Genomic DNA, 20,018 nt, shown 5'->3' with positions numbered 1-20,018 from the left:
GCACACCGGACCGGCGACAGGGGGCCTCGAGTATTCGGGGAATCTCTGGTTGTCCGGCATATATCCGCCCTCAGTCCAGTCCGTAGTTGTTGTCGAGAAGGTCGAAGAGCTCGTCCGCGGTGGCGGCGCCGAGTACGTCCCGCTCCGGGGCCGGGGCCTCGGGCTCGGTCCAGCGGCGCACGAGCTGCTGCAGGCGCACTCCGATCTCCTGCCCGCCCGGTACGCCGGGGGCGAGGCCCGCGAGTGCCGACTCCAGGCGCTCGAGTTCGGTCAGCGCCCGCGCGCCCGCGGCGGTGTCGGAGCACAGTTCGGCGTAGAGCACCTCGACCAGCGCGCTCGGCGTCGGATGATCGAAGACCACGGTGGCGGGTAGCTGAACCCCGGTGGCGGCACGCAATTGATTGCGGAACTGGACGGCGAGCATGGAGTCGAAGCCGGTGTCGGCGAAGGCCTGTTCGGACCGGACCGCCGAGCGGTCGCTGTGGCCGAGCACGGTCGCCGCGTGACCGGTGACGATATCGAGCAGCATGCGGCGACGGGCCGGTTCGCCGAGGGGCTCGAGCCGTCCAGCGAGCGCAGTGGGCGCGGTATCGCTCTCCGGCTGCCCGCGCAGTGCCTGCGCGATCTCGGGCAGGTCGCGAATCAGGCCGAGCGCACGGCGATTCGGCACCGAGGCGATGATCCGGTCCACATCGATATCGGCCAGGAAGCCGTCGGCCTCGTCGTGGTCGAGCAGTCGCTGCAGGAGTGCGGTGACGGTCCCGGCCGGTAGCGGGCGGTCGGTCGCGACCGACCGGCTGTCCTGTCCGCCGACGGCAACCGCCAACGTGTGCGCGCCGCGGTCGCGGCGCTGTCGCAGCCGTGCCTGGATCGCCGCACAGGCGGCGGTGGCCGCGCCGTGCCTGGCCGCACCCCAGGTTCCGCTCGGCGCGGTGAGTACGACGAGGGTCGCGTCTCCGGATGCGCTGAGCGCCTCCAGATTTCGCATTGCCGCCAGCGCCGCGTGCACGGTATCGCCGAGCTCGCGCGCGGTGAGAATCGAGACGGTGGCACCCGGCTGCTCCGGCACAGCGGAGTGCACAACGATGCGGAGGGGCGGCAGGTCTGCCAGCTCTGCCGCCAACTCCGGATCGGTTGCGGTGCAGTCGATTACGGTCAGATCGGCGCCGAGGTCGGCCAGATCTTCGCGAAGCGTCTCTTCTTCGCGGAGCGCGCCTCGGCGGTGGCCGGCCAGGGCCACGGCGATCTCGCCATTGCCCAGCGGGTCTGCGGCGGCCGCACCGTCACCGAGGGTGCCGGTGCCGGTCTTGTCATTGCCCGCGGTGGCCACGGCGGCACGACCGTTCCCGAGCGAGTTCGCTGCGGCGTCGCCGTTGGCGAGCGGGTGCGAGGCGGGCTCGCCACTGCGGCGGCCTCCGGCGATCACCACATGCGTGGCGCCCCGGGTGGCAAGCCACCGCGACAGCTCGGCCGTCAGCTCGCTCATACCCGCCGTGATCAGCGCCGTGCCGCCGGTGGGCGACCAGTCGCGGAGCACCGGACCATCGTGAATATCGGTGCGCTGCAAGCGCCTTCCGTACGTGCCGGTGGCCCGCAGCGCGATCTGATCCTCCCCGTGTCCGCCGGTCAGCACTGCGGCCACGCGGCCGGCGAGCACGTCGTCGTCCGCGACGAGTGCATCCAGGTCCGTGGCGGGCAGGTCGAGCAGACCTCCGAGGCGGGTCTCCTGTTCAAGCAGTAGCACCTGGCCAAGTCCCCACAGGCCCGCCTGATCCGCATGCTCGAGCGCCTCGTCGCCGACGGCGACCGCACCGGTCGTCACAGACCACAGCGGCGCGGTGATCTCGCGCGCGTCGAGTGCCCGCAGCAGTTGCACGGTCGCGATCAGTCCGGCGGGCGTGGCGCCGTGGTCCGGAGCCGGATCCTCGTCGAGTCCGAGCAGCGAGAGGATGCCCGCCGGTTGTCCGGGCAGTGCGGGATCGGCCAGCGCATCGTCGGCGGATGCGCCGGGAGGCACGGTGACGTTCACAGGTCGCGCGCCACCGTGCCGCAGCGCCCGCGCGCAGACCTCGACGGCCCGGTGCCCCTGTCGGTCGCCCGGTACGAGCAGCAGCCAGTCGCCGGACAGCCGCGCCGGGGGCGGCTCGGAGACGGGTTGCCAGCCGATGCGGTAGGTCAGCTCCCGTCCGGCTTCGGCCGCGGGGACGCTGCCCGCCGCGGGAGCGTGGCGACCCGGTGCCGGTAGCCAGAAGCTTTGGCGCTGAAAGGCATACGTGGGCAGGGTGACGACGCGGCCGCGGTGCGCGGCGTCGGACTGGGCAGCCTCGCCGCCTGGTGCGGCCACCCGGCGCCACGACACCGCCGCGCCGGAGCACCAGGCCTCACCCAGCGAGGTCAGCAGGCGTTGCCTGCCGCCGTCGTCGCGGCGCAGCGAGCCGATGGCGGCGATGGTGCGGCCGGCCTCCTCCGCGGCGCCCTCGATCGCGGCGGTCAGGACGGGATGCGGGCTCATCTCGAGGAACCGCGTAATGCCGGCGTCAAGCAGACTTGCTGTGCCACGGTCGAATTCGACGGTCTCGCGCAGGTTGCTGTACCAGTAGCCGGCATCGAGCGACGCCCCGCCGATCCGTTCGCCGGTGACCGTGGAGTAGAGCGGGATCTCCCCGTCGCGCGGCCGTACGTCGGCGAGCAGAGACAGCAGTTCATCCCGGAGCCGCTCCACCTGAGTGGAGTGCGCGGCATAGTCCACCGGAATGGGGCGGGCGCGGACGCCGCGGCCCGCGCAATCGCTCACCAACTCGGCCAGCGCCGCGGGTGTGCCCGCGACGACCACCGCACCCGGGCCGTTGACGGCGGCAACGCAGATACCGTCCCCGTACGGGGCGATCAGCTCTTCGGCGCGCCGGCGTCCCACCGCCAGGGACACCATGCCGCCCGCGCCCGACAGACCGCGCAGCGACCGGCTGCGCAGTGCCACCACCTTGGCCGCGTCGGCGAGCGACAGCGCACCCGCGACGCAGGCGGCTGCGATCTCACCTTGACTGTGGCCGATCACGGCATCGGGATGCACACCGGCGGCACGCCATTGGGCGGCGAGCGCCATCATCACCGCGAACAGCGCGGGCTGCACCACATCGACCCGTTCGAGCGATGCCGCGCCGGGCTTCGCACGCAGCACATCGGTCAGCGACCAGTCGGTCCAAGGCGCCAGTGCGGCTTCACATTCGGCGATCGAAGCGATGAATTCCGGTGCGGTGTCCAGCAGTTCGGCGGCCATTCCCGGCCACTGCGCGCCCTGCCCCGGGAACACGAATACCGTGCGCCCCGCCGCGGCCTCGCCCCGAACGATTCCGGGGGCGGCCGGGTCTTCGGCGAGATCGGTCAGCGACCGCAGCAGTGTCTCCCGATCCGCGCCCACCACGACGGCACGCACCGGGAAGTCCGACCGCGCAGCCAATGCCCCTGCCACCTCGTCGATTTCGAGCTCCGCATGGACGATCAGGTGATCCCGCAATCGGAGGGCCTGCCCGCGCAGCGCCGCCTGAGTACGCGCGGAGAGTATCCAGGGCACCGGACCGATAGTCGCCCCGAGCGCCGCGGGAGGCCGCCCGCCGGGCACTGCCTCCTCGAGCACGACGTGGGCATTGGTGCCGCTCATACCGAAGGCCGAGATGCCGGCGCGGCGGGGGCGGTCTCCGGTTTCCCAGGGCTGAGTCTCGGTCAGCAGTTCGATCTCGCCGATGGTCCAGTCGACGCGGGAGGTGGGTTCGTCGATATGCAGTGTGCGCGGTAGCAGGCCGTGCCGTAGTGCCTGGACTGTCTTGATGATGCCCGCGATTCCGGCGGCGGCCTGGGTGTGGCCGATATTGGATTTCAGTGAACCCAGTCGCAGTGGCCCGCGCCCGCGGCGGTCGGCGCCGTAGGTGGCCAGCAGCGCCTGCGCCTCGACCACATCGCCGAGCACGGTGCCGGTGCCGTGCGCCTCGACGAGGTCGATATCCGCGGCGTCGAGACCGGCACTGGCGAGCGCCTGGCGGATCACTCGTTGCTGGGCAAGGCCGTTCGGCGCGGTGAGGCCGTTGGAGGTGCCGTCCTGATTGACGGCGCTGCCGCGGATCACCGCGAGTACGGGGTGGCCCTGCCGCTGCGCGTCGGAGAGCCGCTCGACCAGCAGCATGCCGGCACCCTCGCCCCAGCCGGTGCCGTCGGCCGCGTCGGCGAAGGAACGGCAGCGGCCGTCCGCGGAAAGCCCGCGCTGCCTGCTGAATTCGACGAAGACGTCCGGGACCGCCATGACGGCCGCGCCGCCGACGAGGGCGAAGGAGCAGTCACCGGATCGCAACGCCTGCCCGGCGAGATGCAGAGCGACCAGTCCGGAAGAGCAGGCCGTGTCCAGGGTGACGGCCGGTCCTTCCAGGCCGAACTGGTAGGCGATGCGCCCCGAAGCCACGCTCGTCACGGTGCCCGCGAGCAGATGCCCTTCGACGTCGGCCGAGACGGGCCCGGAGCCGTAACCCTGCCCGGCGACGCCCACGAAAACACCACCGGTGCGGTCCGTGAGCCGCAGCGGGTCCAGTCCGGCGCGTTCCATCGCCTCCCACGCGGTCTCCAGCAGCAGTCGCTGCTGGGGGTCCATGGCCAGCGCCTCCCGTGGTGAGATACCGAAGAACGCGGCATCGAAATCGCCTGCGCCGGTGAGGAATCCACCGCCGGTCGCATAGCTGGTCCCGAGATTGTCCGGATCCGGGTGGTAGAGCGCGCCCAGGTCCCAGCCGCGGTCGGCGGGCATCGGTGAGAAGGCGTCGACCTCGCCGGTGACGAGTTCCCACAGTTCTTCCGGCGACCGCACGCCGCCGGGGAAACGGCACGCCATGGCGACCACGGCGAGCGGTTCGGCCGGATCGGCGGCGGTTCCGGCGACCGGTGCGGGCGTGACTGCCGCAGATCCGGTCAGCAGGTCGTGCAGACAGGCACTCAGTGCGGCGATGGTCGGGTGGTCGAACAGCAGCGACGCGGGCAGGGTCAGCCCGGTGACGGCGGCCAGCCGGTTGCGCACCTCGACCGTGGTCAGGGAGTCGAAACCGAGCTCACGCAGCGGCCTTTCGGGATCGAACGTGTGCCCGGCAGCGTGACCGAGCCCCGCGGCGACCTCGGTGCTGACCAATTCCCGCACCAGCTGCTGCTGCTCGGGTTCGGCCAGGCCGGTGAGCCGATGCCGCCACCCGCCGGCGGTATCGCTCGTGGTGTGCTCGCCGGTGCCGGCCTGGGTGGCCTCCGCAATGCCGTGCAGCAGTGGGCTGGGCCGGCCGGAGGTGAAGGTGGGCGTGAACCGCTCCCAGTCCACCGCGGCCACGACCACGTGCGTATCACCCTGGTCGACAGCCTGCCGCAGGGCCGCGACGGCCACCGCCGGTTCCAGTCCGATCAGCCCGTGCCGCAGCAGGATTGCACTCGTTTCACCCCGTGCCATTCCGGTACCGGCCCACGGTCCCCAGGCCACCGAGGTGGCGGCCAGTCCGCGAGCGCGCCGGCACGCGGCGAGCGCGTCCAGGTGTGCATTGGCGGCCGCGTAACCGCTCTGCCCACCACTGCCCCAGGTTCCGGCGATCGAGGAGAAGAGAACAAAAGCTTCCAGCGACGGCAGGTCGAGCAGTGCGTCGAGGTGCGACGCACCGTCCACCTTGGCAGCCAGCTCGCCGGCCAGATCCGCAGCGGTGCGCTCCCCGATCGGGCGAACGGACACCTCGCCCGCGGCGTGGAATACGGCGCGCGGCGAATCACCCGCTGCGCGTAGCCGCTCCAGCAGCCCGGCGACGGCCGTGCGATCAGCGATATCGCAGGCTTCCAGGCTGACGCGGGCACCCGTGCGTTCCAGCTCGGCCCCGAGCGCCGCAGCGCCCGGGGCAGCGGGGCCGCGGCGACTTACCAGGACCAGATGCCCGGCGCCGTCGGCGGCCAGATTGCGAGCGACCTCGGCGCCGATCCCGCCGGTGCCACCGGTGATCACGATGGTGCCGGACGGTTTCCAGTGCGGCCGATCCGCTGTCGAGTCCGGGACCGCCCGGACGAGACGGCGGCCGTACAGCCCGGACGGCCGGATCGCGACCTGATCCTCCTCCCCCAGCCCGCCGCCGATCACCGCCGCGAGCAGCCGCCCGGCGGTGTCGTCCAGGACCTCCGGCAGGTCGATCAGTCCGCCCCACACGCGGGGATGCTCCAGCGCGGCAACACGTCCGAAGCCCCAGATCTGTTCCTGCTCCGGCAGTGGCGCCGCGTCCTGCGCCGCACCGCAGGTGAGGCACCACAGTCTGAGATCGGCGTCGCTGTCGCCTGCGGCCTGCACCAGCCGGAGCGTATTTCCGAGCGGATCCGCACCCAGCGCGAGCATTGACAGCACCCCCGCCGGAGCCGAATCCCGCAGCCGCTGCGACAGTTCCGCACGGGTCGTCCCCGCGCCGACCGTGACGACGGCCACCTCGGCGCCGTACGCGGCGAACGTCTCCGTCACCGCCCGCACCCGCTCCACCACCTCCGACGCGGACTGCGCCGCCGGCTCGGTCCCCGCGACCGCAGGCACGGTCTCTGCTGCCGTCGGCGCGACCTCCACAACCGCCGGTCCGGTCTCCGCGGCGACGCGACCGGCTTCCCGTACTGCCTGGGCATTCTCCGCCGATGCCCTTGCGGCTGTGGCGTTCTCGACCTCCGGGACCACCAGGAGCCAACGTCCGGACAGGCGGGGGCCGCTCGGAGCGGTCAGCGACTGCCAGGAGATGCGGTAGCGCAGGTCGGCGGCCAGGGATTCCCGCTCGGTGCGTGCGCGCCACGCGGTCAGCGCGGGCAGCGCCTCGGCGAGCGGAGTGTCGACAGTGATGCCCAACAGCGCCGCGAGGGCCGGTGCGTCATTGTCCCGCAACAGATTCCAGTCGGCGTCGGCGGCCGGAGCGGCGTTCTCGGGCCAGAACCGCCGGTGCTCGAACGGATAAGTGGGCAGGTCGATCTGCTTGCCCACCGTGGGCCAGATTACCGGGACACCGCGCACGTACAGCCCGGCGAGCGCGGCGGCGACCGCTCGGGACTCGCTGCGCCCCTTGGGAAGCAGGGGCAGTACCGCACCAGCGGGATTCACGGGCAGGCCTTCGGCCAGCAGCGCGGCGAGCACGCCGCCGGGGCCGACCTCGAGGAAGGTGGTCGCCCCCTCGGCGACCAGGGCGTCGATACCGTCGCGGAAGCGCACCGTGCCGCGAATGTGCCGGACCCAGTATTCGGGGGTGCACAGCTCGTCGGCCGCGGCGGGCGCACCGGTCAGATTGGAGATCACCGTCAGCTGCGGAGGCGCGTAGCCGACCGATTCCGCGATCCGCCGGAACTCCGCGAGCACGGGTTCCATTCGGGTGGAGTGGAATGCGTGGCTGACCGCGAGCCGCCTGGTGCGGCGTCCCAGCGTGCGCAGCCGGTCGGCAACGACCTCGACGGCCTCGCTGTCACCGCTTAGCACAAGGGATTCCGGACCGTTGACGGCCGCGATGGCAACGGCGCCGCCCGCGACCTCGGTGAGCAGTGCGCGGACCTCGTCCTCGGTCGCTTCGACCGCCACCATCGTGCCGCCCTCGGGCAGCTCGTCCATGAGTCGTCCGCGCGCGGCGACCAGGGCGCACGCGTCAGACAGGGTCAGCACGCTCGCGATATGGGCGGCGGCGAGTTCGCCGACGGAGTGCCCGAGTAGCACGTCCGGGCGGACTCCCCGCTGCTCCAGCAGGCGCGAGAGCGCCACGGAGACAGCGAAGAGCGCGGGCTGGGTGTACCGGGTCCGATCCAGCAGGCCGGCCGCCTCGGTACCCTCGGCGGCGAACATGATTTCCCGCAGGGAGCGGTCGAGGTGCGGCGCGAACTGAGTCAGCACCTCGTCGAGTACCGCGGCGAACGCGGGCTCGGCGCGATACAGCTCCGCGCCCGCCGCGGCGAATTGGCTGCCCTGCCCGGGGAACAGGAACGCCAACCGCCTGTTTCCCGGTGCGATACCGGTGATCACATCACCGCGGGCAGTGCCGTCGCCGAAGCCGGTGAGCGCCTGCCGCACGGCCCGGTCGCCCTGCGGCAGGATCGCCGCCCGGTAGCGCAGTCCCGCACGAGTGGTGGCCAGGGTGTGCACGATGTCCGCCGCAGCAACGTCCGGGTGGGCGGCGATATGCTCGCCGATGCGGGATGCCAAGGCACGCAAGGCCTCCGGAGTGGCCCCGGACAACAGCAAGGGTGTCACGACCGAGTCGCCCGGAACCTCGCCCTGGGCCGTCGGCCTGTCGGGATCCTGGGCTGCCGCCGTATCCCGGTCCGCGACCCCTGCCCTTTCCCAGTTCTCGTTTCCCGGCATTTCGCGGGCCTGGGAAGGCGCTATGCCCAAGTCACCGGCTTCCGATCCGTCGCCGCCCGCTGCTGCTTCCTGGAGGATCACGTGTGCGTTCGTTCCGCTGATGCCGAAGGCCGAGACACCGGCGCGTCGTGGACCATCCGGTCGCGACCATGAAGTCGGCTCGGTCAGCAACCGCAGACCTGAAGTGTCCCAGTCGATGTGCGGGCTGGGCACCTGTGCGTGCAGCGTCGGCGGGAGTTCGGCGTGCCGCAGCGCGAGCACCATCTTGATCACGCCAGCGACGCCGGCGGCGGCCTGGGTGTGGCCGATATTGGATTTGACCGATCCGAGCCACAGCGGCCGGGATTCGTGGTGCCGGTCGCCGTAGACGGCTTGCAGCGCTTGGGCTTCGATCGGATCGCCCAAATTGGTGCCGGTGCCGTGGGCCTCGACCGCGCCGACCTCGGCGGCCGAGACGCCGGCGTCGGCGAGGGCCGCGCGGATCACACGCTGCTGGGCGAGACCGTTCGGGGCGGTGAGGCCGTTGCTGGCGCCGTCCTGGTTGATCGCCGTGCCGGTGACGAGGGCCAGCACCCGGTGGCCGTGCCGCCGCGCGTCGGACAGCCGTTCGAGCATCAGGACGCCGGCCCCTTCCGACCATGCGGTGCCGTCGGCGTCGGCGGAGAACGCCTTGCAGCGCCCGTCGCGGGCGAGGGCGCCCTGCCTGCTGAATTCCAGGAACAGCGTGGGCGTGCTCATGATCGTGACGCCGCCGGTCAATGCCCGCTCGCACTCGCCGCGGCGCAGGGCCTGCACGGCGAGATGCAGCGCCACCAGCGAGGCGGAGCAGGCGGTGTCGACGGTGAGCGCGGGCCCTTCGAGTCCGAAGGTGTAGGACAGGCGGCCCGACAGCACGCTGGCGGTGTTGCCGGTCAGGAAGTGTCCTTCGGTATCGTCCGCCGATTCGGCGATCCGGGCCGAATAGTCCCCGCCATTGGTGCCGATGAAGACGCCGATATTCTCCCCGCGCAGTGAACCCGGTTCGATGCCCGCGTTTTCGATGGCCTCCCAGCAGGTTTCGAGCAGAATGCGCTGCTGTGGGTCCATGGCCAGCGCCTCGCGCGGGGCGATGCCGAAGAACGCCGCATCGAAACCGGCGGCGTCGGGCAGAAACCCGCCGACCCGGCTGTAGGTGGTGCCCGGCCGCTCACGACGGGGATCGTAGAGCCGCCCGCTGTCCCAGCCGCGGTCGTCGGGCCAGTCGGCCATGATGTCGCGGCCTTCGGCGAGGAGCTGCCAGAAGGCGTCGGGTCCGTGTGCCCCGCCGGGGAATCGGCAGCCGATACCCACGATGGCGATCGGCTCGTCTGCGGCAGTGGTGACCGCGGTGACCGCCGGCGGCGCGGTATCGGGTTCGCCGAGTTCGGTGGCCAGATGCGCGGCGAGCGCCTGCGGTGTGGCGTGGTCGAACAGAATCGTGGTGGGCAGTCGCAATCCGGTGGCCCGGGCGAGCCGATTGCGCATGTCGACCGCGCTGAGCGAGTCGAAACCGAGCTCCGCGAAAGCTTTTCGCGTATCGAGGGCATCCGGGGTGTCATGTCCGAGCACCTGGGCGGCGAGTTCACCGATCAGCGCGGCGAGCCGGCGGGTCCGTTCCGCGGCCGGCAGCGCGGCGAGCCGCGCGCGCGGTGAATCGGTGGTCTCGGTGGGTGTCGCCGCGACGCCGGGCAGCTGCCCGAACAGTGCCGGGCCACGGGTCCGGCCCGCCGTGGCGAAACGCGACCAATCCACATCCGCGACAATCGCTTCGGCACTGTCACCGGCCAGGATTCGGCCGAGCGCTGCCAGTGCGGCGTGCGGGTCCATGGCGCGGACGCCGAGGCTGTCGAGGCGGTCGGCATCGCGCCGGTCCACCATGCCGTCACCGGCCCACATGCCCCACGCGAGGCAGGTGGTCGGCAGGCCCGCGGCGCGGCGGGTGGCGGCGAACGCGTCCAGGGCGGCGTTGGCGGCGGCGTAATTCGCCTGGCCGAGACCGCCGACCGTGCCCATGAGTGAGGAGAACAGGACGAATGCCGTCAGGTCGTGCCCGGCAGTGAGCTCGTGCAGATGGGTGGCGGCGGTGAGCTTGATCCGGAGCTGGCTGTCGAGCCGGGCCGCGGTCATGGTGTCGGCCATACCGTCGTCGAGGATTCCGGCCGCGTGGACCACCGCGGTCAGTGGCAGCTCCGCGGGTATCGCGGCCAGGGCGGCCGCGAGCTGCTCCCGGTCGGTGACATCGCACGCGCCGATGGTGACGGCGGCGCCCGCGGCGCTGAGCTCGGCCCGAAGATGTTCCACGCCAGGAGCTTCCGGCCCGCGCCGGCTGAGCAGCAGCAGATGCTGCACCCCGATCGCGGCGAGCCGCCGGGCCACCCGGGCCCCGAGTCCGCCCGTGCCACCGGTGATGAGCACGGTGCCCGTGCCCGGCCACTGCTCCTGGTCGCCCGGACCTTCCGCGACCGGTCGCAGGCGGCGCCCGTACACGCCGGTGGCGCGCACCGCGACCTGGTCTTCGTCGCGCACGGTGGCCAGGACGGTGCGCAGCCGGACCGCGAGTCGCGCGTCGCACTGCGGCGGCAGATCGATGAGGCCGCCCCAGCGGTCCGGATGTTCCAGTGCGAGAACGCGACCGAGCCCCGCGACCGCGCCGTACACGGGGGCGCCGGGCAGTTCACCGGCATCCAGGACGGCCAGGCCGCGGGTGACGCACCACAGCGGGGCGGTGACGCCGGCATCGCCCAAACCCTGTGCCAGGGCCAGAGTCAGCGCCAGGCCGCCGGGCAGTTCCGGATGCTCCGGATGGGCGCGCGACTCGTCGGCAAGCAGTGACAGCACGCCGGTGACGGGCCGGTCCGCGACCGCGTCGCGCACGAGCGCGGCCAGCGCCGCTCGGTCGTGGCCGGGGCCGGGGACGGTGAGCCGAATCAGTTCCAGCCCCGCGCCGATCAGCGCGTCGGCGACGTCGCCGCCACCGGTTTCCGGCTCGACCAGCAGCAAGGGCCCGGCAGGCGGGGCCGGTGGCAGTGACAGTGGTTGCCAGACAATGCGATAACGCCATGTCGAGCCCCGACGCGCCCGCCACGCCGACAGTGCGGGAAGGACCCGCCCGAGCGCCTCGGCGTCGACGTCCAGGGCCTGCGCCAGTTCCGGTACCGACCGGCTCTCCAGCTCGCGCCAGAGATCGTCGGATTCCGCTGTGGCGGTGCGCATTTCCGGATCGGCCCAGTACCGGCGACGCTGGAACGGGTAGGTGGGCAGGGCGACCGGGCGCGCCGCAATGCCCTCCAGCGCAACGGTCCAGTCGACGGGCACGCCGCGCACCCAGGCTTCGCCGAGGGCGCACAGCAGGCGGTGCGCGCCACCCTCGTCACGGCGCAGGGTGTGCAGCGCGGCGACCGAAGCCCCGACGGCAGTCGCACTGTCCTCGATACTCGCGGCGAGCACGGGATGTGAGCTGATCTCCAGGAATGCGTTGTGGCCGAGCTCGATCAGCGCCTGCACCGCCGGAGCGAAGGCGACCGTCTGCCGCAGATTGCGGTACCAGTAGCCGGCGTCCAGCTCGGCGGTGTCCATCCAGTCGCTGTCGACCGTTGAGTAGAAGGGGATGTCGCCGGTGCCGGGGCGGATTCCGGCCAGCACCGTGTGCAGCTCGGTGCGGATCTCCTCGACGTGCGCCGAATGCGAGGCGTAGTCGACATCGATGCGCCGCGCCCGGATCCCGTCGGCGGCACAGCGGTCGAGGAGTTCGATCAACGCGTCGGGGTCCCCGGACACCACGGTCGCGCCGGGACCGTTCATCGCCGCCACCGAAATCCGGCCGGGCCAGGGGGCGAGGAGCTGCGCGGTGTCCTCGGGCGAACGGGCGATCGAGGCCATGCCCCCGCGGCCCGCCAGCGCCGCGATGGCCCGGCTCCGCAAGGCGACAACCTTCGCGCCATCGGCCAGGGACAATCCACCGGCCACCACCGCGGCGGCGATCTCCCCCTGCGAATGACCCACCACCGCCGCAGGCACCACACCGAAGGACCGCCACACCGCAGCCAACGACACCATCACCGAAAACAACACCGGCTGAACCACATCCACCCGCACCAACGAACCCGACGAACGCAACACATCAACCAACGACCACTCCACAAACGGCGACAACGCCACCGCACACTCACCCATCCGCGCCGCGAACACCGCCGACTCCGCCAACAACTCCCGAGCCATCCCCACCCACTGCGAACCCTGACCCGGAAACACGAAAACGACGGGTCCGGCCTCGGCTGCCGACCCCACCGCGATACCCGGTTCGATCTGCCCGGCGGCGAACACGGGGAACAGTTCCGAGAGCTCCGCCCGGCCGCCGACGACGACCGCCCGGTGCTCGAAGGCGGTGCGGGTGGTGACGAGGGCGTGTGCCAGGTCGTGCGGATTCACTGTGTCGTCGCAGGCCAGCGGCAGCAGTAGCCGCGCCTGGTCCCGCAGCGCCTGTGGCGTGCGGGCCGAGACCACCAGCGGCACCGGCCCGGCAGCCGGGACGGGCCGGTCGGCCTGCACGGCGGTGGCCGGTTCCTCCAGCACCACATGCGCATTCGTCCCACTGATCCCGAACGACGACACACCCACCCGACGAGGCCGCTCCCCACGCGGCCACCCCACCGCCTCCCTCAACAACGAAACAGACCCCGACTCCCAATCCACAAACGGCGACGGCTCATCCACATACAAAGTCCGCGGCAACAACTCATGCCGCATCGCCAACACCATCTTGATCACACCCGCCACACCCGCAGCCGCCTGCGCATGCCCGATGTTCGACTTCAACGACCCCAACCGGAGCGGCCGCTCGGCCGGGCGCGCCCGGCCGTACGTCGCCAGCAAGGCCTGCGCTTCGATCGGGTCACCCAGTTTGGTACCGGTCCCGTGCGCCTCGACGGCGTCGACGTCCGCGGTGGTCAATCCGGCATCGGCCAATGCCGCCCGGATGACCCGTTGCTGTGCAGGCCCGTTCGGCGCGGTGAGCCCATTGCTGGTCCCGTCCTGGTTCACGGCCGAACCACGCATTACCGCCAGCACCCGGTGACCATTGGCCACCGCATCCGACAAACGCTCGACCAGCAACAGGGCCGTGCCCTCGCCCCAAATGGTGCCGTCCGCCGCCGCCGCGAACGCCTTGCAGCGGGCGTCGGGTGCCAGGGCGCGCTGGCGGCTGAAGCCGATGAACTCGGCGGGGCTGGACATGACGGTGACACCGCCTGCCAGCGCGAGATCGCACTCCCGCCGCCGCAGGGCCTGAGCCGCCAGATGCAAGGCCACCAGCGACGACGAACATGCCGTATCCAGGGTCAGCGCAGGGCCTTCCAGCCCGAGCACGAACGACAGTCGCCCCGAGACGACGCTCCCCGAACTGCCTACCAGCCGCTGCCCGTCGATCGACGACAAGCCGCCGGGGAGCGTGAGCCCCTGGTCGTAGAACATGGCGCCGGCATAGACGCCGGTCCGCGAACCCCGCAGCGAGGACGGATCGATACCCGCGTACTCCACTGCCTCCCAAGCGGTTTCGAGCAACAGTCGCTGCTGCGGATCCATCGCCAGCGCCTCACGCGGCGAAATACCGAAGAACTCGGCGTCGAATTCCGCCGCCTCGTGCAGGAACCCGCCCTCCCGCACATACGACCGGCCCGCCCGATCTGGATCCGAATCGAACAGACTCTCCAGATCCCAGCCCCGATCGGCCGGAAAACCCGAGATCCCGTCACCACCGGAAGCCACCAGCTCCCACAAACTCTCGGGCGAGCTCACCCCACCGGGCAACCGGCATGCCATCCCCACGATCGCGATCGGCTCCCGCGCCGCGGCTTCCAGCTCACGATTCTGCTTGCGCAGCCGCACAGTCTCCTTCACCGCATCCCGGAGAGCACCGATCAACTCGGCGGACCCGGCCTCGGAATCCTTCACGATTCAGCCCCCTCACGCGCCAGAGAAATCAGGTCCGCCACTGCCAACCCGTCGATCACGTCCTCGTCCACTACCGAGGCGCCGGGCCCCGAATCGAGCACGGCGAGCAGCCCTTCCAGCAGCCCGGCGGCGCGTAGCCTGCTGATCGGCACAGCGGCGAACTCCCGGCGGAAGCGGTCCTCGTCGAACGCCTCGTCCTCGGGTTCCGGGTCCGCTGTGAACAGATCCGCACGCAGCTTGCGGGCGAGTTCGGCCGGCGTCGGATGGTCGAACAGAACGGTCGGCGCCAGCCGCAGCCCCGTCGCCCCGGCGAGCCGATTGCGCAGTTCGAGGGCGGTGAGCGAATCCGTGCCGAGCTCGGTGAACGTCCGTCCGTCCGGCAGTCGGCCGGATCCGGAATAGTCCAGTACCGCAACCGCTTCGGCGCGAATCAGATCCAGCAGCGCCTGTTCCTGCCGCTCGGGCGTCAGCCCAGCCAGCCGCTGCGGGAGGTCCTGGTCGCCGGTTCCCGCGTTGCGTCGCCGCGCCCGAGGCGCGCGAATCAGGCCGCGCAGCAACGGCGGTGTCTCGCCGACGATCGAGGCGCGATCCAGCAGCATCGGCGCGAGGTACGCGACATCCTGTCGCACGGCGATATCGAACAACCGCAGCCCCTCGACGTCGCTCAGGCCGCCTATCCCGGCCCGCGCGGTGCGGGCGCGCTCCGCCGTACCCAGCTCCGCCGCCATGCCACGTTCGGCCCAGGCGCCCCAGCCGAGCGCGATACCGGCCAGCCCCTCCGCCCGCCGCTGCCGCGCGAGCGCGTCGAGGAAGGCGTTGGCCGCCGCGTAGTTCCCCTGCCCCGCCGTACCGAAAACTCCTGCCACAGAGGAGAACAGCACGAATGTCTCAAGCCGGGCATGCCGCGTCAGCTCGTGCAGATTCCATGCGGCATCCACTTTGGGCCGCAGCACGCCGTCGATTCGCTCGGCGGTGAGCACACCGGTAACGCCGTCATCGAGGATTCCGGCCGCGTGGATCACTCCCGTCAGCGGATGCGCGGCCGGAATTCCATTCAGCGTCCGGGCCAGCGCTTCCCGGTCCGCAACATCGCAGGCTGCCACCACGATCTCGGCACCGAGCCCGGATAATTCAGCGTACAGCTCCGCGATACCGGCAGCCTGTCCCCCGCGGCGGCTCACCAGCAGCAGCTGCCGCACACCGTATTCGCGCACGAGGTGTCGAGCGATGAGCCGCCCCAGCGCACCGGTCGCACCGGTGATCAGCACGGTGCCCTCCGCGGGCCATTCCCCTTGCGGGCGTGACCATTCCGGATGCGGCGAGACCGCTGCCACCTGCGACAGCGAAGAATCCGGTCGCGGAGAACCCGCTTCCGCCGGTGGCGTAGCCGACTCCTGCTGCGGTGCTGTCGCTTTCGACCGCTGCGCACTCGCCGCTTCGGCCCTCGCCAGGCGCGCGCCGAGCACGGTTCCGGTGCGGAGCGCGCATTGCGGCTCATCGGTTGCCGGAAGTCCGGGCAGGGCGCGGTACGAGGCCGGGTCGGAGTCGAGATCGACCAGGGCGAAGCGGTGCGGATTCTCGGTACGGGCGGACAGCAGCAGCCCGCGCGCGCTCGCCGCCGCCAGGTCGGTGATGTGCTCACCGGGCCTCGCGACGACCGCCCCGCGCGTGACGACGACCAGGCGAGCGGAGCGGAACCTGCTGTCCGACAGCCAGAGTCGCGCCAGGTCCGCGGCACGATGGCATGCAGTGTGGACAGTGGCCGCCATATCCCCGGAGCTGTCCGGATCGCCGTCGAACGGGACCAGCACCGCCTCCGGCATGGCCGCTCCCGCCGCGAGAGCGGTGGCGAGGGCTTCGAGATCGGCGAAGGCGTCGACGGTGTGCCCGGCGGAGATCAAGTGCTCGGTCAGTCCGAGGCCGTCACCGACCACGGTCCAGGCGACGGCCGGCGGGATCGGTGCTGCCGCAACGGGTATCCATTGCATGTCGAACAGTGAGTCGGAGACCGGAGCGAGTTGATCGGCGGTCACCGGCCGCACGCTCAGCGAGGCCACGGTCGCCACCAGCCGTCCGGCGGGATCGGTCACGGTGAGCGCGACCGCGGCCGCGCCGACCGGCCTGATGTGCACTCGCACCGCCGATGGCCCGCTCGACCAGCGGCGCACGCCCGTCCAGGCGAACGGCACCTGAGCCTGCTCGGCGACCGGCAGCGCACCCAGTCCGAGGGCGTGCAATGTCGCGTCGAGCAGAATCGGATGCAGCCCGAACGAGTCCGCCTGCTGCCGCTCTTCCTCGGCGAGACCGGCTTCGGCGAAGATCTCCGAGCCCCGGCGCCAGGCCGCGCGCAGCCCCTGGAAGGCGGGACCGTATTCCAGCCCGCTCGCACCGAGCGCGTCATACCAGCCGGTCAGGTCGACCGCCTGCGCATCCGCGGGAGGCCACAGCGCCGGGAAGTCGACGGCCGTGTTCGCACCGCCCGCGGCCACATCGCTGACCGCCACATCGCTTGCGACCGTGCCGGTGGCGAGCACAGTCCAATCGCCGGTCGCCTCCTCGCGTGCGGGCCGGGCGTGCACGGTCAGTGACCGCTGACCGTCGTCATCGGCTTCGGCGACGAAGACCTGGACATCGACCGCGCTGTGTTCGGACAGCGGCAGCGCGGTGGTCAGGGTCAGCTCCGCGACGGTGTTCGCACCCACTCGATCGGCCGCGGCCAGTGCCAGTTCGATCAGGCCGGATCCGGGGAATACGGCCTGATCCCAGACCCGGTGGTCGTTCAGCCACGGGTGCGTACCCAGCGCGAGCCGACCGGTCAGCAGCACCGAGTCGGTGCCGGCCGGGCGAACCACGGCTGCGAGCAGCGGATGACCGGTGGCCTCGAGCCCCAGCCCGCTCGCGCCGTCACCGGCGGTGGTGCTCGGCCAGTACCGCTGGTGCTCGAAGGCGTAGGTGGGCAGCTCGACCCGGCGCGCCCCGGTGTACAGGGCGGTCCAGTCCGGCTCGAAGCCACGGACCTGCAACCGGGCCACAGCGGTCCGGAACGACAGCTCCTCCGGCAGGTCCTTGCGCAGTGCCGCAACGAATTCGGACGTGCCGGCCTCCTCGCCGGTGAGGTTTTCTGGCCCCATGACGGTGAGTACCGCGTCCGGTCCGATCTCCAGATAGGTGGTGACGCCGCGCTCGTGCAGATGGCGGATACTCGCCCCGAAGCGCACCGCCTCGCGGACGTGCCGGACCCAGTAGCCGGGTGTGCAGATGTCCGGTCCCGCCGCCGCGCCGGTCACGTTCGACACCACCGGGATGCCGGGCGTGTGATAGGTCAGAGTGCTTGCCACAGCGGCGAATTCGTCCAGCATGGGTGCCATGCGCGGAGAATGGAAGGCATGCCCGGCCCGCAGCCTGCGAGTCCTGTGACCGCGTGCGGCGAGCCGCTCCGCGATACCGGTCACCACCTCGTCGTCGCCGGACATCACCAGCGACCGTGGCCCGTTCACCGCCGCGATGCCGGCGTGGCGCTGTTGCCCGGCCAGCAGCTCGGCCACCTCCGCCTCGGTGGCCCCGACGGCGATCATCGCACCGCCCTCGGGCAGTTCCTGCATGAGCCGGCCGCGCGCGGCGACGAGGGTGACCGCATCCGCGAGGGAGAAGACCCCGGCCACATGGGCCGCGGTGATCTCGCCGATCGAATGCCCGGCCACGCGATTCGGCCGAATTCCGATGTGCCGCAACAGCCGATAGAGCGCAACCTCGACGGTGAACAGACCCGCCTGCGTGAAGACCGTGCGGTCCAGCAGCTCCGTCCCCTCGGTGTCGAGCACCTCGCGTAGCGGCCGGCCGAGCCGGTCGCCGAAAGCGGCACAGATCTCGTCCACCGCCTGCGCGAAGATCGGGAACCGGGCGGCGAGCCCACGACCCATCCGGGGTCGCTGCGCGCCCTGCCCGGTGAACAGGAAAGCGAGATCGCCTTCCACCGGTGTGCCGCGCACGATGCGGGTGGCGGTGTCCGCCCCGGCCAGTCCGGCCAGCGCCGCGAGCAGGGATTCACGATCGTCGCCGAGTACGACGGCCCGATGCCGAAGCGATGCCCGCGTAGTCCCGAGCGAGAAGCCGATATCGGCGGGACTCCACTCCGGCCGGTCCACCAGGTGTGTGTGCAAACGTTGCGCCTGCGTCCGCAGGGCTGGTTCGGTATTCGCGGAGATCGGCCACAGGACGCCGCCGGCTGACACGAATTCCGAAGTGCGATACGGTGTTTCGCTGTTCCCATCGACTGCGGTGTCCGTGGTGGCCGGTTCCTCCAGCACCACATGCGCATTCGTCCCACTGATCCCGAACGACGACACACCCACCCGACGAGGCCGCTCCCCACGCGGCCACCCCACCGCCTCCCTCAACAACGAAACAGACCCCGACTCCCAATCCACAAACGGCGACGGCTCATCCACATACAAAGTCCGCGGCAACAACTCATGCCGCATCGCCAACACCATCTTGATCACACCCGCCACACCCGCAGCCGCCTGCGCATGCCCGATGTTCGACTTCAACGACCCCAACCGGAGCGGCCGCTCGGCGGGCCGATCCTGACCGTAGGTGGCCAGCAGGGCATGTGCTTCGATCGGGTCACCCAGTTTGGTACCGGTCCCGTGCGCCTCGACCGCATCCACATCGGCGGTGGTCAATCCCGCATCGGCCAATGCCGCCCCGATGACTCGTTGCTGCGCAGGCCCATTCGGCGCCGTCAACCCGTTCGACGCACCGTCCTGATTGACCGCCGAACCGCGCAGCACCGCCAGCACCCGGTGACCATTGGCCACCGCATCCGACAAACGCTCGACCAGCAGTACACCGACGCCTTCCGACCAGCCGGTGCCGTCCGCCGTGGCGGCGAACGACTTACAGCGGCCGTCAGCGGCCAGCGCCCGTTGACGACTGAAGTCGACGAAGACCGCCGGCCGGGCCATCACGGTCGCACCGCCCGCCAGCGCGAGATCGCATTCCCCCCGCCGCAGGGCCTGCGCCGCCAGATGCAACGCCACCAGCGACGACGAACACGCCGTATCCACGGTCACCGCGGGGCCTTCCAGCCCGAGCACGAACGACACCCGGCCCGACATCACACTCGTGGCAGCGGCAATGCGCTGACCCTCGACCGCGGGGAGCCGTTCCAGCAGGGCAGGCTCGTAGTCGTGGTACATGACCCCGGCATAGACGCCGGTCCGCGAACCCCGCAGCGAGGACGGATCGATACCCGCGTACTCCACTGCCTCCCAGGCTGTCTCGAGCAACAGTCGCTGCTGCGGATCCATCGCCAGCGCCTCACGCGGCGAAATACCGAAGAACTCGGCGTCGAATTCCGCCGCCTCGTGCAGGAACCCGCCCTCCCGCACATACGACCGCCCGGCCCGATCCGGATCCGCGTCGAACAAGCCGTCCAGATCCCATCCGCGGTCGACCGGAAATCCCGATACTCCGTCACCGCCCGAGACCACCAGATCCCAGAGACCTTCCGGCGAGCTCACTCCGCCGGGCAACCGGCAGGCCATCCCGACGATCGCGATGGGCTCGCGGGCCGCCGCGACCTGCTTACGCAGGCGCACAGTCTCTTTCACCGCCTCGCGCAGTGCGCCGACCAACTCTTCGACGGACCCGCCCGGCACGTCACTTCCCATCGCCGAAA

At 71.1% G+C, this 20,018-nt stretch carries 1 protein-coding gene and 1 pseudogene; both read right to left on the bottom strand.

Features of this window, described 5'->3' with window-relative positions:
* Nucleotides 1-70 precede the first annotated feature (70 nt).
* Nucleotides 71-14,335, bottom strand: coding sequence for a type I polyketide synthase (locus OG326_RS22330; RefSeq protein WP_327139044.1), 14,265 nt, complete (start codon nt 14,333-14,335; stop codon nt 71-73).
* A pseudogene (locus tag OG326_RS22325) lies at nt 14,332-19,977 on the bottom strand (SDR family NAD(P)-dependent oxidoreductase); the annotation flags it as partial. The pseudogene OG326_RS22325 and the gene OG326_RS22330, both read right to left, overlap by 4 nt.
* Nucleotides 19,978-20,018: the final 41 nt, after the last annotated feature.

Origin of the sequence: Nocardia sp. NBC_01327 (assembly GCF_035958815.1) — a bacterium.
Lineage (GTDB): Bacteria > Actinomycetota > Actinomycetes > Mycobacteriales > Mycobacteriaceae > Nocardia.
This window is presented reverse-complemented; position numbering and strand designations above follow the sequence as displayed.